Genomic DNA, 21,188 nt, shown 5'->3' on the forward strand with positions numbered 1-21,188 from the left:
CGCCGAAAGGTCACCTCAGGTCTTGCTTGGCGTTGCGCGCCGCCTCGGCCCAGACGCGCCGTTCCTGTTCGCGCAGCTCGGGCGTGAACTCGGCGCCGAAATCCTCCTCCTCGAAAATCTGCCGGATTTCGAGCTCCACGTCGTTCTCGGGCGGCATCGGGCAGCGCTTGACCCATGCGATCACCTCGTCCCAGGACTGGCAGCGCAGGATCCAGAAGCCGGCAATCAGCTCCTTGGTTTCGGCGAACGGCCCATCGATCACGGTACGGCTGGGGCCGGAGAAGCGCACGCGCGCGCCCTTGGAGCTTGGATGCAGGCCTTCGCCCGCCAGCATGACGCCGGCCTTGACCAGTTCCTCGTTGTAGTTGCCCATGTCGGCGAGCATCTGCTCGGTGGGCATGACGCCGGCTTCGGTATTCTTGTCGGCTTTGACGATGACCATGAAACGCATTGCATTGTCCTATTTCTGGAGCTTAAGCCCGGCCGCTGCCGGCCATGCCGGCATCGCGCCGCGATGACGCGACGTCCGGGCCCCGGCCGAAAGGTGGCAATCAGGCCTTGTTGGCGTAACGAGCGGCTTCGGTGCGCAGACGCTCTTCCTGCTCGCGCAGCTCGGGGGTGAATTCGGCGCCGAAATCCTCGGCTTCGAAGATCTGGCGGATCTCGATTTCGGATTCGCCGTCATGCGGGTTGGGGCAGCGCCTGACCCATTCGATCACCTCCTCGCGCGACTTGCACTGCATGATCCAGAAGCCTGCGATGAGTTCCTTGGTTTCGGCGAAGGGGCCGTCGATGACCGTGCGGTTCTTGCCCGAAAAACGCACACGGACCCCCTTGGAGCTCGGGTGCAGGCCTTCGCCCGCCAGCATGACGCCGGCCTTGACCAGCTCCTCGTTGTAATTCCCCATTTCCGTCAGCAGCTGCTCGCTCGGCATCTCGCCGGCTTCGGACTCCTTGGTCGCCTTGACGATCACCATGAAGCGCATCTCGATTCTCCCGTTTCTGAAGCCTGGCGGCCGGGCCGTCGTGGCCGGCTCTGAACCATCGCTCTGACCTCACAACGAAGGGGGATGACACAGACCGACACGGCCGCAGAATTTTTTTTGAACGATGCGGGGCTGGCGGATCTCTCGCTGTCGCCGGCGCGTGGCGCGGCCGCCTCGCCATGCCAGCCTGCCGCGCGACCCGGCGGCGTCCGGCGTCAGGGCATGGCATTTCTGTCGCATTGCCCGCCTCTTGCGCGGCAAGCCGCGCCTCGGCCATGCTCGCCGCCAAGCGGCAGCCAGAGCAGGCGAAAAGACCGCTCATCAGATCGCCAGTGAGGAAGCCCCATGCCCAGCCGTCGTTCCGTGCTCGCCGCCCTTGGTGGCGCGCTCAGCCTGCCTGCCCTCAGCCGCGCCTCTGCGCAGTCGGACTTTCCCAACCGGCCGCTCAGGATCGTGGTGCCGTTTCCACCAGGGGGTTCCCAGGACGTTCTGGCACGGGTCATCGGCGAGCGGCTGTCGGCCGCGCTCGGCCAGCCGGTGGTCATCGAGAACCGGCCGGGGGCTGCCGGCAATGTGGGCGTCGATGTCGTCGCGCGGGCCGAATCCGACGGCTATACGATCGGCGTCGCGACCATCGGCCCGATGTCGGCCCATACGGCGCTCTATGCGCGCCTGCCCTTCAATCCCCGGACCGATTTCACCTATCTCGCTGATCTCTTCGAGATCCCCAATATCTTCGTGGTCAACCTTGCGAGCCCGGTGAGCAATGTCCAGGAGTTCATCGCCTGGGCCAAGCAGCGCGGCAGCGCCAAGGTGAGCTATGGGACGCCCGGAATCGGCACGACCGCGCATCTCGGCACCGAGCTGTTTTCCCGCAAGACCGGCCTCGAACTTCTGCACGTGCCCTATCGGACGGGCGCCGTCGCGGTGCAGGACCTGATCGCCGGGCGCATCGACATGATGTTCGACAACCTGCCCACCATCATCGGCCAGATCGAGGGCAAGCAGATCCGACCGCTGGCGGTGTCGACCGGCCGGCGCTGGCCGGGCCTGCCCGAAGTGCCGACGATGATCGAGAGCGGCATTGCCGATTTCGACGTCACGTCATGGTCGGGCATGATCGCGCCCAGGAGCCTGCCGGAGCCGGTCGCCGCGCGGCTGACCGCGGAACTGGTCAAGATGGGCGAGGATCCGACCTTTGTCGCCAAGCTTCAGCAGATGGGCGCGTCGTCCACGATGAAGGGGCCCGAGGTCCTGCGCGCGCGTGTGGAGAAGGAGATCCCGCGCTGGGCGGAGGTCATCAAGGCGGCCGGCCTGCGCGTCGATTGAGGCGAGGCGGCGGGCCGGGCGGTGCCAGCCGCGTTTGGTTCGCCGCGCTGCGACGCCTTGGACTCGTCTTGGCTGCCGGGGCCGGCGGCACGCTCAGGCGGCCGGCAGGATGCCGAGGCGCGCGCCGACCGTTCGCGCGGTCGCCTCGCGGCGGCGGGTGATGTCGGCTGCGAAGGCGCGCGCGCGCTCGAGCACGGCGGCCGGGGCGCTTTCCGGGGTACCGGCGTTGAACGGCGGCTCCGGTGCATAGGCCATGTAGAGCTGGATCAGCTGGGCGGCCTCCTCGCCCCTGAGGTCGGCGGCGACACGCAGCGCGCCGTCGATGCCGGCGGTGACGCCGGCGGCGCAGACGAGATTGCCGTCGACCACGACGCGTTCGTCGACCGGGATCGCCCCGAACAGCGGCAGGAGATGATGGGCCGACCAATGGGTGGTCGCGCGCCGTCCCCTGAGAAGGCCTGCGGCGCCGCACAGAAGTGCGCCCGTGCAGACCGAGAAGACGCAGAGCGCGCCTTCCGCCTGGCCGCGGATCCAGCCGAGCACCTCCTCGTCGTGCATCAGCGCTTCCTGGCCATAGCCGCCGGCAATGTGCAGCACGTCGAGTTGCGGCGCGTCGCCGATCGGCGCGTCCGCCGCCAGCTTGAGGCCGCTGATGTCGCGCAGCGTGCCGGTGGTCTTGGCATAGATCCGGTAGGTCGCGTTCGGGATGCGTGAGAGCACCTCGAACGGACCGGTCAGGTCGATCTGGTCGAGCTCTTCGAAGATGAACGATCCGATCGTCAGGTGTCGGTCGGCTGGGATCATGGGCGGAGTCCTCCTGCTTGTCGTGCTGGTCATGGCTGCCTTCAGTGCGGCAGGATCGTTGTCGCGGTGCGGCTGCGGAAGCGCTCGCGATAGGCGCCGGGCGATGTGCCGAGATGGCGAAGGAAGGCGCGGCGCATCGCCTCTTCGCCGCCGAAACCGCAGGCGGCGGCGATCGAGGACAGTCCCTGCTCGGCGCCTTCCAGGCGTCGTCGCGCCGCTTCGAGGCGCATGAGATCGACCATGCGGCCGGGCGGCACTCCGCATTCGCGCTGGAAGACCCGTGCGAACTGGCGCGGGCTGAAGCCGGCGCGCGCGGCGAGGTCGTCGACGCCGAGCCGCCGGTGCAGATTGTCCGTCATCCAGGCGATGAGGTCGCGCAGGGAGTTGCGCGAGGCCGACTGCGCCTTGAGCGTCGCGCTGAACTGGCTCTGATCGCCCGGGCGACGCAAGAACAGGACAAGTTCGCGCGCAATGGCGAGCGCCAGGCCATGGCCATGGTCCGCTTCGACCATGGCGAGCGTCATGTCCATGCCGGCGGTGATGCCCGCCGAGGTCCAGAGGTTGCGGTCTTCGACAAAGATCGGCTCCCGCTCCACCCTTACGGTGGGATAGTCGCGCGCGAGTCTGTCGCACCAGCGCCAATGGGTGGTCGCCCGGCGGCCGTCGAGCAGTCCCGCGGCGGCGAGAACGAAGGCCCCGGTGCAGACCGAGGCAACCCGTCGCGCCCGGCCGGCGAGGGTGCGAACCGCCGCGGCGACATCAGGTTCGGCATGGCGTGTGCGGGCGCCTTCGCCGCCGCAGATCAGCAGGGTGTCGAGCGGACGCTCGTCCGCGAGCAGCTCCGCGAGGCGGCGGCCGCAGGCGAGCGCGATGCCGGCACTGGTCGCCACGGCCGCTGCGGCGCCATCGGCGTCGGCGAGTTCGATCGTATAGAGCGGCGCGACGGTCCCGGCCTGGCCGCTGCCGCCGGCTGCCATCGCGGCGAGCCGGCCGGCCTGGGCGAAAACCTCGGCGGGGCCTGCGACATCCAGCAACTGGGCCGGGGCGAGGGCAAGGATCAGCACATGCCGCGGCATAGGCGGGCGGGCGGAAACGGTCGTCATGAGCGAGGATATCGCAGCATGCCATTCATGGCGGCAATGACATTGTTCCCACCTTTTCTGCCATGGTGCCGGGAGGCGGAAGGCGTGGTGCGGAAGCTGTATCCGCGCGTCGTTCAGCCGTCCGCGCCGCGCTGGCCCGGCCGCCAGCCGGCCTTGCCGAGGCGCATGCCCACGGGAAGTGCGACGCCGACGCGCTTTCGCGCATAGGGGCCTGACGGCGCGAGATGGCGCATGACGACATCGGCGACATCCTCGTAGGGCACGGTGATCTCGCCGAGATGGGCGCGCATCGACAGGGCAAGGGCCAGGCGCGGCGCGAAGCGGGTCCAGGGGCCGAGCGGATAGGGCAAGGTGTCGGTGGAGATGCGCAAGGCGTCGTGGAGGCGGTCGTCGTGCGCCGGGACCATCGGGCCCGGGCACATCAGCGACCAGTCGGTCGTCGAGCGACGCAGCAGATCCCAGTTGCGTTTGTGGACCCGGTAGATGTCGGGCATGCCGGGCAGGTCGACGCCGGTATAGGGCGTACCGGGAATGTCGAGAACGGCCGCGCCGCCGAACAGCCAGACGCGGCACGGCGCCGGCAGGACCTCTTCGGCCGCCGTGACGATGGTCCGGCAGATACGCTGCAGGCGCTCGGGCTCGCTCGCGTGCCCGGCAGCGTTCACCACGGCGGCATGCCCTTCGATCGCGGCCGCGACCGCGGCCGGATCGAGAGCGTCGCCCTCGGCGACGCGCACGCCCTCGGGCAGTACGCCTTGCCATTGCTGCAGCAGCTTCTGGCCGCTGCGCACGAAGGCGGTGACGTGATGGCCATGGGCAAGGCCGCGCGCCAGCAGCCGACGGCCGACCTCGCCCGTCGCGCCAAAGACGATGACGTTCAATCCTTGTGACGGCATGCCGCCTCCCGACGCTCAGGGCGCCAGTGTTGTCACCTCGATGCGCCGCGCACCAGCCATTACCGTTATCTCGTAATGGCCGGCCTGCATCACCTCGGTGATGTTGCGGGGCCTGTGGGCGGCGACATTGGTGCCGCCGACATGGCGCAGGCTGTCGTAGATGATGCCGGCGCCGCCGGCCGCGCGCACGGCCTCGCCCAGAACCTGGCTCGCGCCGTAGCTTGCCGAGGCATAGACCTCGGGCCTTGCGGCCTGTTCACCGCGCAGGTCGAGATAGGAGCCGGCGAGCCGGCAGGAATAGGCCCGGTAGTGCCGGCTCGTGCCGTCGAGGCCGCGCGCCACCGTCTCGCGCCGGAGGTGATGGGCAACCTCGGCCACGGCCGTGGTCAGGCTGGCGGCCGCATACCAGGCGCCGAGTTCCGGCCCGTTGAAGCGCATGCCGCCGGGGGCGACGTGCAGGAACGAGGCCATGATCACGCTGGAATTCGGCCGGTCGTGCACCCATTCGTGTTCGGGCAGCCGCGCCAGGCGCTCGGCGACCAGCCGGTCGTTGGTCCAGCCGGCAAGCTCCATCACGGCGACGAGGTCTGCCGGTGTCGCCACCGTGTCGAACAGGCCGATGGGGGGAAACTGCGAGGGGATCAGGCGATGGCAGGGGGCCGGCGCCGCGGCATGACGGTCGGTCACGAAAAGACGATGTCCGCATCGCGGTAGGGCTGGAAACCCTCGTCGATGCTGCCCGGCGGCATGTAGAGGCCGCCGCGGGCGGCATCGAGAAACCGGCGCACGGTGAGCAGGCCGTCCTGCGTGCCGCTGGTCACGAGATCGAGCGGCGGCCGGCCGCCGAACACCAGGGCCCGGTGCGGTCCGCGCAGCCAGGCGATCTGGTCGGCTTCGCGGGCAAACAGGACGCCGAGCGCCTGATGGATGCCGAGCACGGCGGAGATGCGCAGGAGCACGTCGACGTCCAGCGTGATGTCCCGGTGCTCGCGCGCGGCTTTCGCCCAGTGGTGATAGGTCGAACGCGAAGGCAGGCCCAGGATCAGGCGGCGCTGCTCCTCGGTCAGCCCCCAGAGGTCGCTGATGGCGAGAAAGGTGCGCAGGCCCGGCGCGCTGAGACGCCGGCGGCCGGCCGTATCGAACCGCTTGGCATCGAGCCGATGCGGACCCGGCGGGATCTGTGGCAGGGACGGCAGGGCACTGGCCGGCATGATGATCTCCATGTCCGGATCCAGATATAGTCCAAATTTGGACGCGCAACAAGATCAACCCCGAGCCGGTCGCACGCCAGGCGGTTCTAGGGGCGCCAGCCGCCCAGCGCGAACATGGCGCCCTGCGGGTTGCGGAGCTGGACGATCCGGTCACCACCAGGCACCTGCAGGGGGCCGTTCAGGACCTGGCCGCCGGCCTCCTTGAGGCGCCGCGCCCGCGTCGATGCCGGCGACGTCGAAATAGAGCCAGAACGGCGCGCGATGGCCGTCAGGCTGGTTGAACATGCCGGCGATCGGCACATCGCCGGTCGTGAACAGCTGATAGGTGCCGATCGGTCCGATATCGACCGCATGGCCCTTGTCCCCGCCGAAGGGCCGTAGAAGGCGGGGGCGCTTTGCCAGTCGGCCGAGCAGAGCTCGTGCCCGCCGACATGGCCGGTCCCGTCGGCAGGGTGGCGCGCACTGTGGCGGACCTGCGGGGTGAACAGCGCAAAGCCGCCGCCTTGCGGGCTGCCGACCATGGCGAAGCGGCCAATGCCCGGAATGTCCGTCGGCGGCAGATGAGCGGCGCCGGCGCCCGGGCTGACCGCGTCCACATTCGCGTCGACCGCTTCGGCCTCGACAGAGCCGGCCCAGCGGGGCGGCGCGCAGCACGACCTGAAGGTGTCGGGAAGCGGGGGCACGCCGCTGACCTCCCGGTCGTCGGCGGTGAACAGGCATAGTCGGTGCCCGGCAGCCCGCATGAGCTGAGCACCGCCGCGATGGCATGGCCGCGCGGCGGTGCTCTTGTCCGGGTGGCGCTCAAGCCGCCTTGCTGAAGATCACCACGACCTCGGTGAACTCGCGATCGTGCGGGGCCAGCGTACGCCGGTCGTCGACCCAGCTCGCCAGCTTGACGATGCGGCCGGTCTCGGCGCCGCCCTCGTCGCGCCCGTTCGGCTCGACGATGGCGAGGCCGTCGGCGTCGATGAAGAAGGTATGGTCGCCGAACAGCCGGTTGAACTGCGGGATCACCGGATGATCCTCCGGCACCTGCTGGGCCGGGAATTGGCTCAGAGCCTGTTCGATACGGGGAGGGTCGAGCTTCACGATGCACTCTCCTTGTCGTGTCGGTGTTGTCAGGGCGGTCAGGCCCGATGGCGCCCCGCACGGGGCGGCCAGGTCGGCACGGCCGCGGCAACCACACAGGCCGCCACAAGAGGTGGAACGACGGGCGACGCCGGCCGTTCCCGCAGGGTGCATTTCGTTCGGGGCGATGCCCGCCGTGTCAGGCCCGGCTGGTGGTGCCGACAGCGACGCCCGCGAGGATCAGCGCGGTGGCGACGATCAGGGTGAGGTCGATGGTTTCGCCGAGGGCGAGCGCCGAACCGGCGATGCCGACGATGGGCGTGCCGAGAATGCCGAGTGCGGTGGTGGTGGCCGGCACGCTGCGGTTGACCACCGCCATGGCCCAGAAGCCGAGGACGGTGCCGATCAGCACATTATAGGCGAAGGCGAGGACGAGCGGCGCGCTCCAATGCGGGTGAGGCAGCGGTTCGAAGATCGATGCGAGCACGGTCAGGACGATTGTTGCGAGCAGGGTCTGCCAGAAGGTGAGCTGGAACGGCGTCGCGATCCAGCGATGGGCGCGCACATAGAGAATGCTGACCGACCAGGACAGGGCCGACAGCAGCAGCAGGCCATTGCCGACCAGGGCCGGGCGGTCGCTCCAGTCGAAGCCGGCAGGATTGAACAGCAGGAGCAGCCCGCACAGGCCGATGACGATGCCGGCAAGCCGGCGGGCCGGCAGCGTCTCGCCAAGCAACAGCCAGGCACCGGGCGTCACCCAAAGCGGCGTCGTATAGCCGAGCACCACCGATCGGCCGGCCGGCACGTATTTGAGGCCGGCGGCCATCAGGGCGGAGAAGGCGACCATGTGGAACAAGCCGATGGCGATGATGACGGGCACGTCGCCGCGCGCGGGCACGATGAACTGGCCGCTGAGCTTGAGCACGACAAACAGCACGGCGCAGGCGATCGCGGTGCGGATCGCCACCGTCCAGAGCGGCGTCACCTCGGCGACGATGAGTTTGGTCACCGGCCAGTTGAGACCCCAGGCGAAGATCACCACGGCGAACAGGGCGAGCGCAGTCGCGCGCGAAATGTCGCGGCGCTGTGCGGTATCGGCGGCAGGGGTCATGAAGCTCGGGTCGCGCGGGCAGGCGGCATGCTGGGATCTCGGGTGCCGCGCCAGTCTGGCGCTTGCGACGGCCTTGCGAAAGGACTGCTTGGCCGGTCGCTGCAAGGCCAATTCGCTGAAGGCAGGGCAGGCGAGCGCGCGGCCATCGACCGGCGCGGGATCACTTCCGCTAGGCTTGGTCTGCGATCGGGCGGAGCCCCGCGCGATCGATACCGGAAGACGAGTTTCGAGGGCGCTGCCAGCATGACCTTTCCTCCGCGTCCAGACCGTGCCGATGCCGCGCCCGTCGCCGAGATCCGCGCCAATCTTGCCGCCGTCAGGGCGCGCATCGACGCCGCCTGCGCGGCGGCCGGGCGCCCGGCGCACGCGGTTCGGTTGCTGCCGGTCAGCAAGACCGTGGCGATCCCGGCCGTGCGGGCGGCGGTCGAAGCCGGCATCACCACCTTTGGCGAGAACAAGGTGCAGGAGGCAAGGCTGAAGGCGGAGGCGCTCGCCGACCTGCCGGTGAACTGGAGCGTGATCGGACACCTGCAGACGAACAAGGTGAAATATGTCGCGCGTTTCGCGTCGGAGTTCCAGGCGCTCGACAGCCTCAAGGTTGCGGCGGCGCTCGACGAGCGGCTGCAGGCCGAGGGACGCGGCCTCGACGTCTTCGTGCAGGTCAACACCTCCGGCGAGGCGAGCAAATATGGGCTCGCTCCCGACGATGTCGCGCGCTTCGTCGCCGAACTGCCGGCCTTCGCCAGCCTGAGGCCGCGCGGGCTAATGACGCTCGCCGTGTTCACGCAGGACGAGGTCCAGGTCAGGGCCTGCTTCCGGCTGCTGCGCGGCCTGCGCGACCGCCTGCGCGAGACCGCTCCCCAGGGCATTCGCCTCGACGAATTGTCGATGGGCATGTCGGGCGACTACGAATGGGCGATCGCCGAAGGCGCGACCGTCGTGCGGGTTGGCCAGGCCATTTTCGGTCGCCGGCCCACGCCCGACGGCGCCTATTGGCCGGGCCTGCTGCCGGCCGCCGAAAGCGTGGACTGAACCGCGCCGCGGCTCAGCGCTTCGAAACGCCCCAGGTGATCGGCTGGCTCGCGGGCCAGGGCGCATAGCCCTGCACCCGCGGATGCACGGCCTCGATATTCGGGCTGAAATAGAGCGGAATGATCGGCACGTCGGCCCGGAGCCGGTCGTGCAGCTGCGCGAAGATGCGGCCGCGCGCGGCGTCGTCGCTGAGCCGCTCGCTCTCCGCCAGCAGGCGGATCGCTTCCGCGTCGCCATATTGCGCGGTCTTGATCGCGGCCTTGTCGGCAATGAAGGTCGCGTAGAGCAGGCCGGGGTCGAAGCGTGGCGAGAAGCTGAACGACTGCATCTGGAACCGGCCGTTGAGGTAGTTTGACAGCTGCGTCGCCCAGTCGACGACGTCGAGCTGCACCTTGAAGCCGGCGGCGGTCAGCATGGCCTCCATCATGACGGCGTTCTGGTACATCGCGGCATATTGCCGGTTGGTCTGCAGGCGCAGCGGCTCGCCCTTGTAGCCGGCCTCGCGAAGCAGCGCCTGGGCGCGGGCCGGATCATAGGCCGGCCACTGCGTGAAATGCGGTGTGAAGAAGGCGGTCGCGTCGCTGACCGCGGACGGATTGGCCTCGGCCAGGCCGAGATTGCGGGCCTCGGCGATCTGCTTCAGATCGAGAGCGTGGGCAATGGCCTGCCGGATCTTGACGTTGGACAGGAGCGGATCGTCGGTCTGCAGGAGCAGCACCGCCCAGGCGAGGCCCGGTACCGAGGAGACCTGCATGCCTCGCTGGCGCAACGTCTCGATCTGCTGCGGCTCGATCTGGTGGACGATGTCGACGGCGCCGGTCACCAGGGCCGCCTCGCGGGCGCTGGCATCGGGGATGACGCGGAACTGGACCTGGTCGACCAGCATGGTGCGGGCGCCGGCAAAGCCGCTGGCCGGTGCGCGGCTCGGCCGATAGTCGGCGACCTTCTCGAGCAGGACATATTCGGCGCGCCGCCATTCCTTGAGCCGCAGCGGCCCGGAGCCGATCGGGGTCGTCCACCTGCCTTCGGCGTCGACGCTGTCGGGATGGGCCGCGACGATGTGGCACTGGAGGTTGGCGAGCTGCTTGAGGAACAGGGCGCTCGGCCGGTCGAGACGGAACACGACGGTCTTCGGATCCGGGGCCTCGACGCTGGTGACGCGCGCGCCCGAGCGGCCGTCGAAGACGACGCGGCAGCCCCAGGTGGAGGCGCCGATCAGCCGTTCCCACATCCATTTGACTTCGGCCGAGGTGACCGGCTTGCCGTTGTGGAATGTGGCGCCGTCGCGCAGCTTGAACGTATAGGTCCTGCCTTCGTCGGAGATCTCCCAGGAATCGGCAAGGGCGGGCCCGACGCTCAGGTCGCGCCTGTAGGCGACGAGGCCTTCGAAGATCTGGTGGATGACTGTGTCGGTGTTGGAGTCCCTGTTGACGCCGGGCTCGAGGCTGCGGATGTCGGCGCTGAGGCCGACGACGAGGCGCGACGGCGCCTGTCCCTGCGCGACGGGAGCGAGCGGCAGCGCGGCGAGGGCGAGGCCGGCGAGGCCGGCGCGGACGATGGCGGCTCTCATGGAATGGCCCTCCTTCAAGACGAAAGCGCGGCGGGCGGCCGCCGGCCGGCGGTCAGCGCCGCACCGAAGAAATCCTGAACCGCCGGCATGAGGCCGTCGTAGCGATGGCCGACATCGGGCACGATGTCGTGGCGGACGGCGATGCCGAAATTCTGGAAGCTCGCCTTGAGGGCGAGCATGCGCTGCTGCCGGTCACGGCCGGCCAGCTCCCAGTCGATGCGCCAGGCCGGATTGGACGGCTGGATCGTGATCTCCCAGGTCTCCGTGTCGGCGCCGCCGATCACCATCTGGATCGGCAGCGCGCGGATCGCGGCGATGTCGAGCGGCTTGCGCCAGATCGTCTCGAAATTGCGGACGCCGACCCAGTAGTCGTAGTCGAGGTCGAGCAGGGTTACGAGGCCGGGCGCCCCGATGGAGACGGCGCTGAGGCGCTCGGGGTGCAGATAGAGGAAGCGGTGGGAGAAGTGGCCCCCGCCGGAGAAGCCGCAGAGCGCGAAACGATCGCCGGCGATGCGGTAGCGTTGGCGCATCTCGTCGACCATGGCGAGGAGGATGAGGTCGTAGCGGATCGCGCCGGGAACCGTGAGCTTGTAGGAATTGACGTCGGTCGGCGAGGTGATGCCGGCCGGGAACAGCGGGGCCAGGACGATGCAGCGATGGGCTTCGGCAAAGGCCGCGAAACCGTCGCGGCAGCCCGCGGCATCGCGCAGCGTGCCGTGCACGACGACGACCAGCGGATGCTCCTCCTCGCCTTCCTCGGCATAGTCGATCGGCACATAGGCGCAGTAGGAGAAGCGCGGGTCCATCTGGCTCGCATAGAAGGTCGTCCGGCCGAAATCGTAGGACGACAGGATCTTGCCGTGCGGCCGGCGGGGCATGGTTGTCATGACCGGTATCCTTGCGGGTCGATGGCGGTGACCGGGGCGTCGTGGGCGGCAATGATCTCGCCGACGGCAAAGCAGAGGTCCTCGCGGTAGCGGCCGGCGACGACCTGCACGCCGTTGGGCACGCCGGCGGCGAGCCCCATGGGCACCGAGAGGCCGGGCAGGCCGAGCACCGAGATCGCCATCATCGGTCCCTGCGCCGCCAGCACCCGCGCGGTCTCGGCGGCGTCCTTGACGTCGAAGCCGACCTCGAAGGGCAATGCGGCCGAGACCGGCATGACGACGGCCGGATAGGTCTCGAAGAACATCTGCCAGTCCCGCAGGGCGGCGGAGCGTTCCCCGAGCGCGACCAGGACGTCCTCGGCGCCGTAGCGCGGCAGCACCTCGTTCCACAGGGCGATGGCGCGGCGGATGCCTTCGTCGCCTTTCGAGTCGATCAGCGGCTGGAGCCCCGCCATCACGTCGGCCATGGACAGCTTGGCCCAGAGATCGCCGAGTTCGCGAAGCCGCGGCGGCTCGATCTCCTCGACATGGCAGCCGGCCGCTTCCAGCCGCCGTCCGGCCTCCCGCACCGCCGCGGCGACCGCCGGATCGACCGTGAGACCGGCGGGCTGCGGCACCAGGGCGATCTTGAGCGGATGCGCCGGCTGAGGCTGCGGCGCCGGCACCAGCGTGCGCGGATCGCGCGGGCTCGGTTTCGCCATGGCGTCGAAGGCGAGCCGCATGTCGCGCATCGAGCGGGTGAGGGGACCCTGGACCGCCATAAGCTGGGAGGCGATCGGCGCGAGCCCCGTGGCCGTCGCATTGCTGGAGGGGACCCTGCCATAGGTCGGCCGCAGGCCGAAGACGCCGCAGCAATAGGCCGGATAGCGCACCGAGCCGGCTATGTCGTTGCCGTGCGCGATCGGTCCCATTCCGCTCGCCACGGCCGCGCCGGCGCCGCCCGACGATCCTCCCGGCGTGATCGCCGCGTTCCAGGGATTGACCGTTGCGCCGTGCAGCGCGTTGTCCGTGTGCCAGCGCATCGAATAGCAGGGCGTGTTGGTCCGCCCGACGATGATCGCGCCGGCCGCGCGCAGATTGGCGACGACGGGATTGTCGACCGTCGCGATCAGGTCGCGATAGGCCTCGACGCCGCCGTCCGTCGGATGGCCGCGCTGATCGATATTGACCTTGATCGTCGCGGGAACGCCGTGCAGGGGGCCGAGCGCGGCCCCGGCACGCCGCGCCTGATCGGCATGGTCGGCCTCGGCGAGGGCTTCCGCGTCGAAGCGGCGCACCACCGCATTGAGCGCTCCGTTGACGGCGTCCATGCGGGCCAGGCAGGACGCGACGGCCTCCCGGCTCGAAACGACCCCTGCGCGTATGAGCGCAGCGAGCTCGGCCGCCTCCAGCGCCCATAGCTCGCCGGACGGGCGCCCGGCGGTGGATTGCAAGGGACGGGCGGCAGCGGCGGCAGATGGCATGGCAAACCTCGATCTCCCGGCAATGGAGGCCGATGAGTTGTTTTTTGTCAACGTATGATACAGGGTGGATGTGAAAAAAGCCGTCGAGGCTGCTGCAGGTCGGTGCGTTTCCGGATCCCGCTGCGCCGCGCCGGCCGATTGGAAACCACCGCGATGCCGCGCCGGTTCGCGCTTGGCGTCGCGCTTTTCGATTTCTACAGTCCCGCCATGCCGCGCCAGAAGAATCCGTCGCCGTCCACCTCTCTCCGTTCCGCCAAGGCCACGGCCGACACGGCTGCCGGCCGGCGGCGCAACCCCGAGGCCGTGCAGGAGCCCGCCGACGCGCCGAGCCGGCTGCAGCGCGACCTCCTGCCGCGCATTCTCGACCTGGTCCGGCAGGACGGACTGGAGCCGGGGCACAGGCTGATGGAGGCGGCACTCGCGCGGCGCCTGCAGGTCTCGCGCACGCCGGTTCGCGCCGCCCTGCGCCATCTGGCGGACCGCGGCGTCCTGGGCGCGCTGCCGACCGGCGGCTACGCGCTGGCCAGGCCGGTCGACGGGCTGGCCGACAAGGAGTTCGCGGCCGCCGGATCGGAGGTCGACATCTGGTGCGCGCGCATGGCACGTGACCGGTTGTCCGGCGCGTTGCCACCGCAGATCTCCGAGGCCGACCTGATGCGGCGCTACGGGCTCGGCCGGCCGCTTCTGCTGCGCATCCTCAACAAGCTCGCGGAGGTCGGCATGGTCGAGCGCCTGCCCGGCCACGGCTGGCTGTTCTCGCCGGTCAACGATCCCGCGGCGATTTCCGAAAGCTACGCGTTCCGCCGCATCATCGAGCCGGCCTCGCTGCTCGAATGCGGAGCGCGCGTCGACCGGGCCTGGCTTGCCGAGATGCGGCGGCGCCACGAGGACATGCTCGCGCGGACCTGGAGCGAGGGGCTGAGCGTCTCGCTGTTCGAGATGAATGCCGATTTCCACGAAGGCCTGATCGCTGCTTCCGGGAATCGCTACCTGCTTCTGGCGCTCCAGCAGCAGACGCGGCTCAGGCGCTACACCAACTACGAATGGCGCTACGGTCCCGAGCGGGTGAAGGTCTCGTGCCAGCAGCACCTCGAGATTATCGGCCGGCTCGAGGCCGGCGAGGTCGAGGTGGCGGCCGCGCTGCTGCGCCAGCATCTGGATCTTGCGCGCACGGTCAGCCTCGGCCCGCGTTGATCCCGCTGCGTGGCGCGGCCACCGCAGGTGCTGCGCGCCACAATTTATCCGCGCGGCCTCTTGCTCAATGTCTTTTGTAAATCCATAGTGCAGATACGTGCCGCGGGTGTGGCGCGGGGCTGTGCCGGCGGGCCGCGCCGGCGCAGCGTCACCAGGGCATCGTCGCGTGGCGATGATGTCGACCATCTCGCATGGCGCGCCGCCCGCCGTGCGACCGACGCGCGGGTGTTGCCATGACGATCGTTCCCCAGATGAATCTCAGCCGCGAGGCGCTCGAGCCCTATTGGATGCCGTTCACGGCCAACCGGTCGTTCAAGGCCAATCCCCGGCTCATCGTCGAAGCCAAGGGCATGTATTACACCGCCGCCGACGGGCGGCGGCTGCTGGATGCCATGGCGGGCCTGTGGTGCGTCAATGCCGGCCATGGCCAGCAGCGCATCACCGACGCGATCCGCGAGCAGGCCGGTCACCTGGACTATGTCTCCTCGTTCCAGATGAGCCATCCGCTCGCCTTCAAGGCCGCCGAGCGGATCGCCGCGCTGACGCCTGAAGGGCTCGACCGCGTCTTCTTCGTCAATTCCGGCTCCGAGGCGGTCGATACCGCGCTGAAGATCGCGCGCGCCTATCATCGCGCGCGCGGCGAAGGGCACCGCACCCGGCTTGTCGGCCGTGCCAAGGGCTATCACGGCATGGGGTTCGGCGGCCTCTCGGTGGCGGGCATCGGCCGGCATCGGCGCGATTTCGGTCCTCTGCTGGCCGATGTCGCGCATCTGCCGCACACCTATTCGCGCGAGCATCAGGCCTTCTCGCGCGGCCGGCCGGCCTGGGGCGCGCATCTTGCCGACGAACTGGAGAACATCGCCCAGATCAACGACCCCTCGACGATCGCGGCCGTCATCGTCGAGCCCGTCACCGGCTCCGGCGGCGTGCTGCCGCCGCCTGTCGGCTATCTCGAGCGCCTGCGCGACATCTGCGACAAATACGGCATCCTCCTGATCTTCGACGAGGTCATTACCGGCTTCGGCCGCCTCGGCACGCCCTTCGGTTCCAGCATGCTCGGCGTCACGCCCGACATCATCACCTGCGCCAAGGGCATGACCAACGGCGCCGTGCCGATGGGCGGCGTGATCGCCTCGGAGAAGGTCTACGATGCCTTCATGCAGGGGCCGGAAGCGGCGGTCGAGCTGATGCACGGCTATACCTATTCCGGCCATCCGCTGGCCTGCGCGGCGGCGATCGCCACGATCGACGTCTATGAAGGGCAGGGCATCTTCGACAATTGCGCCCGTGTGGCGAAGCGCTGGGAGGAGCAGGCCCATTCCCTCAACGGCGAGCCGCATATCGTCGATGTCAGGAATATCGGCCTGCTCGCCGCGATCGAGATCGCGCCGAAGGAGGGCGAGCCCGGCGGGCGGAGCCTGGCCGCAGGCAACATCTGCTACGAGGCGGGCGTGCTGGTCCGCACCGCCGGCGACGCGCTCGTCCTGTCGCCGCCGCTGATCGTGTCCGATGCCGAGATCGACCGCATCTTCGAGACGATCCGCGGCGCGGTGAGGGCGCTCGCCTGAGCGGAGGGCCGCCGGCACCAGCAGGTCATGCGAAAGGCCCGGGTGACCGGGCCTTTTGCTTGGCCGTCCGCGAGGCCGGAACTCACTCGGCCGCGCGCAGCGCCTGCCCCTCGGCCGTGCCCTGAAAGGCGGCCGCGTCCATGGCGAGCTGATAGCGCGTGAAGGTCCGGTCGGAGGCCGGCAGCATGGCAACCTCCATGGTGCCGAGTGCCGGCGTCATCAGCACCATCGCGACGGTCGCGGTCATCGTGCCGGCCAGCGTCAGGCAGGGCGGGCGGCAGACCGCGCGTGGTGACTGGAAGTCGTCGAACAGTGCCGCCTTGACCGTGTCGCAGGTGATCCGGCCGCGGTGCGGAACCAGCAGGCTGCGGACGCGCAGGTCGCGATAGAGCGAATCCGGCGTCGCCGCGATGCCGGTATCCTTCAGCTTCGACAGCGCCACCGGGCTCTGCCAGTGATTGGCATGGGCGAGAATGCCGCCGTCGGGATGCACCTGGAACGTTTCGTCGGGGGCGCATTCGAAGTCGATGACGATCCCCGCAGGATGGCTGACGATCATGTTGTTCGATGCCGATTTCGGCGTCGCATAGACCGCGTGCATGGCATGGGCGAGATTGTCCTGCTGCAGCACCTTGCGGCGGATCAGGGCGAGCGGCACGCCGGTCTGCCGGTAGTCGCGGTCCGACTGCAGGTAGTTGGCGGTGATGGCGATGCCGGCGGCGTTGAAGCCGGAGCGGGCAAGGCCGCCGGCTTCGGTAAAGGTCAGGATATCCGGCCCTTCGTCGCGCCGGATCTTCAGGACGACGGCGGTCTCCGCGCATTCCACCTTCCAGTCCCAGTTCTGGGCATGGATCAGGCGGCCGTCGGCGGCGGCCTCGCCGGTCACCACCAGGCCGGTGCATTCCATGTCGTCGTCGGCCGCCGGCCGGCCCTGCTTGAGGCCGAGCTTGAGGATCTCGGTGCGCGCGTTGAGCATCACGATGTCCTCGAAGGCCACGCCGGCACCACGCGCAATGCCCTGCATTTCCGGGATGTAGTCGCCGTCGAACGCGGCGATGACCGGCAGGAAGCGATGCACCAGGGCGTGAATGTCGGCCTCGGTGAGAGCCGAAAGGCCAAGCTGGGCCTGATAATGACCGATGCCGAGCCTGATCCGGTCCCGCGCCGCCTCGCCATATTGCTGGCCGCGCTCGCTGGACGTGCCGTGGACTTCGATCAGGGGGGCGGGGGTGGCCATCGCGATCTCATGTTTTTTGTCGACACGAAAATCATTATCGTTGAAGATGGACGAGAGCAAGGACAGGTTCTTGTGTTTTTTGATGTGAAGATGAAACATCCACCTCGCCGCCATCGGAAGGCGGCGCGCGCGATGTGAAGGAGGTGCCGCTTGCCGGGCTATATTCTGCGCCGCCTCGTCCTGACCCTGCCGACACTCCTCCTGGTCGCTCTGACGGTCTTCGTGCTCATCCGCATGGTGCCGGGCGATCCCGCCCAGCTCATGCTCGGCGATACCGCCGATGCCCAGACGATCGCCGACCTGCGCCGGTCGATGGGGCTCGACCAGCCGGTCGCGCTCCAGTTCCTGATCTGGTGCGGCAGGGCGCTCACCGGCGATCTCGGCGTGTCGATCACCAGCAACGAACCGGTGCTGCCGCTGATCCTCGGCCGCTTCGCGCTGACCGCGCAGATCGTGCTGGTGGCGGTCGGCGCCGCGACGCTCGTCGCTGTGCCGCTCGGCATGATCGCCGCCTGGAAGCAGAATTCGGCGGCCGACCTCGGCATCACCGCGCTGTCGACGCTGATGCTGTCGCTGCCGAGCTTCTGGCTCGGCCTGATCCTGCTGCTCGTCTTCGGCGTCTGGCTGCAATGGCTGCCGATCGTCGGCTATGTGCCCTTCTCGGAAAGTCCGGTGAAGGCGTTGAGCTTCATCGTCCTGCCGATTCTCACCCTCGTGCTGATCGAGATCGGCGTGCTGACGCGCATGGCGCGCGCCGCGACCATCGACGTCCTGAACCTCGACTATATTTCCCACGCCCGCGCAAAGGGCGTCTCGGAAGCCAAGGTCCTGGCGCGCCATGCGCTGCCGAACGCCTTCGCGCCGACGCTGACGCTGATCGGCATCGTGCTTGGCAACCTGCTTGGCGGCATCGCCGTCATCGAGACGGTGTTCACCTTGCCGGGCCTCGGCCGGCTGATGGTCGATGCCATCTTCCAGCGCGACTATCCGGTGGTGCAGGGCGTGATGCTGTTCATCGCCACCATCTATGTGCTGGTCAATCTCGCCGTCGACCTTGCCTATCCCCTGTTCGATCCTCGCGTGGCGGCGGAGGCGTGATGCGCTACCGGTTGAACTTCGTCATCGGCGGCGTGCTCATGGCGGCGCTCGCCTCCATTGCGGCGCTCGCCGCCTTCTGGACCCCCTACAACCCGGTGCGCGTCAACATCCGGGCGCGCCTGCAGGCGCCCTCCGCGCATTACCTGCTCGGCACCGACGAGTTCGGCCGCGATCTCCTGTCCCGGCTGATGGCCGGCGCGCAGACGAGCCTGACCGTCGCGCTCGCGACCGTCGCCGTGGCGCTGGTGCTCGGCGTCACCATCGGCATCGTTTCCGGCTTCTTCCGCGGCTGGCTCGACCGCGTGCTGATGATGGCCAACGACACGCTCCTGGCCTTTCCCGGCATTCTCCTGGCGCTCGGCCTGCTCGCGGTGATCGGCCCCTCGCAATGGGGCATCGTAGCCGCCCTCGGCCTCGCCTATACGCCGACGGTCGCCCGCGTGGTGCGCGGCCAGGTCCTTTCCATCCGCGAGCGTGAATTCGTCGAGGCCTCGCGCGCGCTCGGCAATGGCGAGGCCTATACGCTCGTCCGCCACGTGCTGCCGCATACGGTGTCGCCGCTGATCGTGCTGGCCACGTCCATGTGCGGCTGGGTCATCCTGGCCGAAAGCGCGCTGTCCTTTCTGGGGCTCGGCGTGCCGCCGCCGGCGCCGACCTGGGGCAACATGCTCTCGGCCGCGCGCCCCTACATGGAAACCTCGCCGCATCTGGCCATCATTCCCGGCGTCATGATCGCGCTCAGCCTGCTCGGCACCAATCTGCTCGGCGACGCGCTGCGCGATGCGCTCGATCCAAGGACGCTCGGCCGATGACATCCCTTGCCGCCGTCGCCCGGCCCGACGCAACGCCCGCCGTGGCCGAGCCGAACCTCCTGTCGATCCGCGACCTGACGGTCGCCGCCGGCGGCCGCATCACCGCCGTCGACGGCATCTCGTTCGACATCCGGCCCGGCGAGATCCTCGCCGTGGTCGGCGAATCCGGATCGGGCAAGACGGCCACGGGCCGCGCCGCGATCGGTCTCCTGCCGTCGGGCCTCAGGCAGGTCGGCGGGTCAATCAGCTTCGCCGGCCGGCCGCTCGGCGGATTGACGCCGGGCCAATGGCGGTCGGTGCGCGGCGCGCTGATCGGCATGGTGTTCCAGGAGCCGATGGTCTCGCTCAACCCGGCCATCAGCATCGGCCGGCAGATGGCCGAGGCGCTCGAGATCCATACCGACTTGTCGGCGGAGGCGATCCGCGCGGCCTGCATCGCCATGCTGCGGCGGGTCGGCATTGCCGATCCCGAAGCCTGCCTCGACGCCTATCCGCACGAATTCTCCGGCGGCATGCGCCAGCGCATCATGCTGGCCAGCGTCATGCTGCTGCGGCCCAAGCTCCTGATCGCCGACGAGCCGACCACCGCCCTCGACACGCTGTCGCAGGCCGACGTGCTCGACCTCATGGTGGAACTGACGCGCGAATACGGCACGGCGGTCATGCTCATCACGCACAATCTCGGCCTCGTCGCGCGTTATGCCGATCGCGCCATCGTCATGCGGCAGGGCCGGATCGTCGAGGAGGGAGTGGCGCAGGCGCTGCTGCGCGCGCCCCGGCACGACTATACGCGCGCCCTGGTGGAGGCGCTGCCGCGCCGGGGCGCTGCGCGGACGATCGCGACGGGCGGCGAGCCGCTGATCCGGGCCGAAGGGGTCTCTGTCACCTTCGGCGGGGCCGGCGGCCTGGTGCGCGCCAGGCGTGCCGTGCGCGCGGTCGATGCGGTGGATCTCGCCATCCATGCGGGCGAGACGGTGGCGCTGGTCGGCGGTTCCGGATCGGGCAAGACGACGCTCGGCAGGGCCGTGCTGCGTCTCGTCGACACGAGCGGGGGCCGGATCCTGTTCCGCGGCGAGGACGTCACGCACCGGCAGGGCAGTGCGCTGCTGCCGTTCCGGCTCGCCTGCCAGATCGTGTTCCAGGATCCCTATTCGTCACTCGACCCGCGCATGACCATCGGCGCCATCGTCGGCGAGCCGCTCAGGCTGGTGCCGGGCCTCGACCGGCGCGAGAAGGAGCGGCGGATCGCGGCGATGCTCGACGATGTCGGGCTCGGTGATTTTGCCGGCCGCTACCCGCACCAGCTCTCGGGCGGCCAGCGCCAACGCGTGGCGATCGCCCGGGCGCTGATCCGCAGGCCGGCCTTCATCGTCGCCGACGAGCCGATCTCGGCGCTCGACATGACCATCCAGAAGCAGATCCTGGCCCTGTTCCGCAAGCTGCAGCAGGACTACGGCTTTGCCTGCCTGTTCGTCAGCCACGATCTCGCCGCGGTCGAGGAGATCGCCGACCGGGTGGTGGTGATGAGCGCCGGGCGCATAGTCGAGCAGGGGCCGCGCGACACGATCTTCGACCATCCCGGCCATGCCTATACGCAGCGCCTGCTCGCCGCATCGCCGCGCTTCGAGGCGGCGAAGGCCGGACCGGCGGCCTGACCGGTTTGCGGTGGCATTCGCCTCGGTTGGAGCCCTGCCGGAACTGCAAGGCTGACGTGCGGCGCCGCGATCCTGCGGCCGAGGAAAGGGACTTCGACAGTGGCCGCCGCCGGACTGCGGCCGGCTCGTTCCGCGCCAGGGCTTGCCAGCCGCGGCCAGAATAT

Annotated in this window: 21 protein-coding genes; 7 read left to right on the forward strand and 14 right to left on the reverse strand. The window is 69.2% G+C overall.

Annotated elements, in window-relative coordinates; translation table 11 throughout:
• Positions 1 to 10 precede the first annotated feature (10 nt).
• Positions 11 to 451 carry a YciI family protein gene (locus OZ671_RS08750; protein WP_268860395.1) on the reverse strand — a complete coding sequence of 147 codons (441 nt, stop codon included), beginning with the start codon at positions 449 to 451 and terminating at the stop codon, positions 11 to 13.
• A 100-nt stretch (positions 452 to 551) separates the two neighbouring features.
• Positions 552 to 986, reverse strand: a complete 435-nt coding sequence (locus OZ671_RS08755; RefSeq protein WP_268860396.1) for a YciI family protein — start codon at positions 984 to 986, stop codon at positions 552 to 554.
• Between the two features lie 345 nt (positions 987 to 1,331).
• On the opposite strand from OZ671_RS08755, the gene OZ671_RS08760 reads away from it, so the two are divergent.
• Positions 1,332 to 2,315: a Bug family tripartite tricarboxylate transporter substrate binding protein gene (locus OZ671_RS08760; protein ID WP_268860397.1), complete on the forward strand. Its 984-nt coding sequence runs from the start codon at positions 1,332 to 1,334 to the stop codon at positions 2,313 to 2,315.
• A gap of 93 nt (positions 2,316 to 2,408) precedes the next feature.
• Here the strand turns inward: OZ671_RS08760 and OZ671_RS08765 are convergent, their stop codons facing one another.
• The 8 genes from OZ671_RS08765 to OZ671_RS08800 all read right to left on the reverse strand — a co-directional run bounded on the left by OZ671_RS08765 (position 2,409) and on the right by OZ671_RS08800 (position 8,508).
• Positions 2,409 to 3,119: a DJ-1/PfpI family protein gene (locus OZ671_RS08765; RefSeq protein ID WP_268860398.1), complete on the reverse strand. Its 711-nt coding sequence runs from the start codon at positions 3,117 to 3,119 to the stop codon at positions 2,409 to 2,411.
• 41 nt (positions 3,120 to 3,160) lie between these two features.
• Positions 3,161 to 4,222, reverse strand: coding sequence for a GlxA family transcriptional regulator (locus OZ671_RS08770; RefSeq protein WP_268860399.1), 1,062 nt, complete (start codon positions 4,220 to 4,222; stop codon positions 3,161 to 3,163).
• Between the two features lie 113 nt (positions 4,223 to 4,335).
• On the reverse strand, positions 4,336 to 5,118 hold the full coding sequence (locus OZ671_RS08775) for an NAD(P)-dependent oxidoreductase (protein ID WP_268860400.1): 783 nt from the start codon (positions 5,116 to 5,118) through the stop codon (positions 4,336 to 4,338).
• A 15-nt stretch (positions 5,119 to 5,133) separates the two neighbouring features.
• Positions 5,134 to 5,805 (reverse strand): RES family NAD+ phosphorylase, encoded by a 672-nt coding sequence (locus OZ671_RS08780; protein WP_268860401.1) that lies wholly within the window; start codon positions 5,803 to 5,805, stop codon positions 5,134 to 5,136.
• The gene (locus tag OZ671_RS08785) at positions 5,802 to 6,341 is read right to left on the reverse strand and encodes an MbcA/ParS/Xre antitoxin family protein (RefSeq protein WP_268860402.1); all 540 of its coding nucleotides are present in this window, start codon (positions 6,339 to 6,341) and stop codon (positions 5,802 to 5,804) included. The genes OZ671_RS08780 and OZ671_RS08785 overlap by 4 nt, the downstream gene beginning before the upstream one ends.
• 74 nt (positions 6,342 to 6,415) lie before the next feature.
• Entirely contained in the window at positions 6,416 to 7,072 is a 657-nt protein-coding gene (locus OZ671_RS08790) for a hypothetical protein (RefSeq protein ID WP_268860403.1), read from the reverse strand.
• Between the two features lie 58 nt (positions 7,073 to 7,130).
• Positions 7,131 to 7,418 carry a hypothetical protein gene (locus OZ671_RS08795; protein WP_268860404.1) on the reverse strand — a complete coding sequence of 96 codons (288 nt, stop codon included), beginning with the start codon at positions 7,416 to 7,418 and terminating at the stop codon, positions 7,131 to 7,133.
• A gap of 178 nt (positions 7,419 to 7,596) precedes the next feature.
• Positions 7,597 to 8,508 (reverse strand): DMT family transporter, encoded by a 912-nt coding sequence (locus OZ671_RS08800; protein WP_268860405.1) that lies wholly within the window; start codon positions 8,506 to 8,508, stop codon positions 7,597 to 7,599.
• Between the two features lie 243 nt (positions 8,509 to 8,751).
• On the opposite strand from OZ671_RS08800, the gene OZ671_RS08805 reads away from it, so the two are divergent.
• Positions 8,752 to 9,540: a YggS family pyridoxal phosphate-dependent enzyme gene (locus OZ671_RS08805; protein ID WP_268860406.1), complete on the forward strand. Its 789-nt coding sequence runs from the start codon at positions 8,752 to 8,754 to the stop codon at positions 9,538 to 9,540.
• 13 nt (positions 9,541 to 9,553) lie between these two features.
• Here the strand turns inward: OZ671_RS08805 and OZ671_RS08810 are convergent, their stop codons facing one another.
• Genes OZ671_RS08810 through OZ671_RS08820 form a run of 3 tightly spaced genes read right to left on the reverse strand, consistent with a single transcriptional unit; the run spans position 9,554 to position 13,460 of the window.
• Positions 9,554 to 11,110: an ABC transporter substrate-binding protein gene (locus OZ671_RS08810; protein ID WP_268860407.1), complete on the reverse strand. Its 1,557-nt coding sequence runs from the start codon at positions 11,108 to 11,110 to the stop codon at positions 9,554 to 9,556.
• Positions 11,111 to 11,124: 14 nt separating this feature from the next.
• On the reverse strand, positions 11,125 to 11,997 hold the full coding sequence (locus OZ671_RS08815; protein ID WP_268860408.1) for an alpha/beta hydrolase: 873 nt from the start codon (positions 11,995 to 11,997) through the stop codon (positions 11,125 to 11,127).
• On the reverse strand, positions 11,994 to 13,460 hold the full coding sequence (locus OZ671_RS08820; protein ID WP_268860409.1) for an amidase: 1,467 nt from the start codon (positions 13,458 to 13,460) through the stop codon (positions 11,994 to 11,996). Before OZ671_RS08820 ends, OZ671_RS08815 begins: the two co-directional genes overlap by 4 nt.
• A 153-nt stretch (positions 13,461 to 13,613) precedes the next feature.
• On the opposite strand from OZ671_RS08820, the gene OZ671_RS08825 reads away from it, so the two are divergent.
• Positions 13,614 to 14,654 (forward strand): GntR family transcriptional regulator, encoded by a 1,041-nt coding sequence (locus tag OZ671_RS08825; protein ID WP_268860410.1) that lies wholly within the window; start codon positions 13,614 to 13,616, stop codon positions 14,652 to 14,654.
• 233 nt (positions 14,655 to 14,887) lie between these two features.
• Positions 14,888 to 16,222 (forward strand): aspartate aminotransferase family protein, encoded by a 1,335-nt coding sequence (locus OZ671_RS08830; protein ID WP_268860411.1) that lies wholly within the window; start codon positions 14,888 to 14,890, stop codon positions 16,220 to 16,222.
• Between the two features lie 82 nt (positions 16,223 to 16,304).
• Here OZ671_RS08830 and OZ671_RS08835 read toward each other — a convergent pair whose 3' ends face one another.
• Positions 16,305 to 17,459: a C45 family autoproteolytic acyltransferase/hydolase gene (locus tag OZ671_RS08835; RefSeq protein WP_268860412.1), complete on the reverse strand. Its 1,155-nt coding sequence runs from the start codon at positions 17,457 to 17,459 to the stop codon at positions 16,305 to 16,307.
• Between the two features lie 150 nt (positions 17,460 to 17,609).
• Here OZ671_RS08835 and OZ671_RS08840 point away from each other — a divergent pair, with 150 nt between their 5' ends.
• Genes OZ671_RS08840 through OZ671_RS08850 form a run of 3 tightly spaced genes read left to right on the forward strand, consistent with a single transcriptional unit; the run spans position 17,610 to position 21,024 of the window.
• Positions 17,610 to 18,557, forward strand: a complete 948-nt coding sequence (locus tag OZ671_RS08840; RefSeq protein ID WP_268860413.1) for an ABC transporter permease — start codon at positions 17,610 to 17,612, stop codon at positions 18,555 to 18,557.
• Complete coding sequence (locus OZ671_RS08845; RefSeq protein ID WP_268860414.1) at positions 18,554 to 19,369, forward strand: ABC transporter permease; 816 nt, start codon at positions 18,554 to 18,556, stop codon at positions 19,367 to 19,369. The genes OZ671_RS08840 and OZ671_RS08845 overlap by 4 nt, the downstream gene beginning before the upstream one ends.
• Entirely contained in the window at positions 19,366 to 21,024 is a 1,659-nt protein-coding gene (locus tag OZ671_RS08850; protein ID WP_268860415.1) for an ABC transporter ATP-binding protein, read from the forward strand. Before OZ671_RS08845 ends, OZ671_RS08850 begins: the two co-directional genes overlap by 4 nt.
• Positions 21,025 to 21,188: the final 164 nt, after the last annotated feature.

The organism is Phreatobacter sp. AB_2022a (assembly GCF_026847585.1).
Classification (GTDB): domain Bacteria; phylum Pseudomonadota; class Alphaproteobacteria; order Rhizobiales; family Phreatobacteraceae; genus Phreatobacter.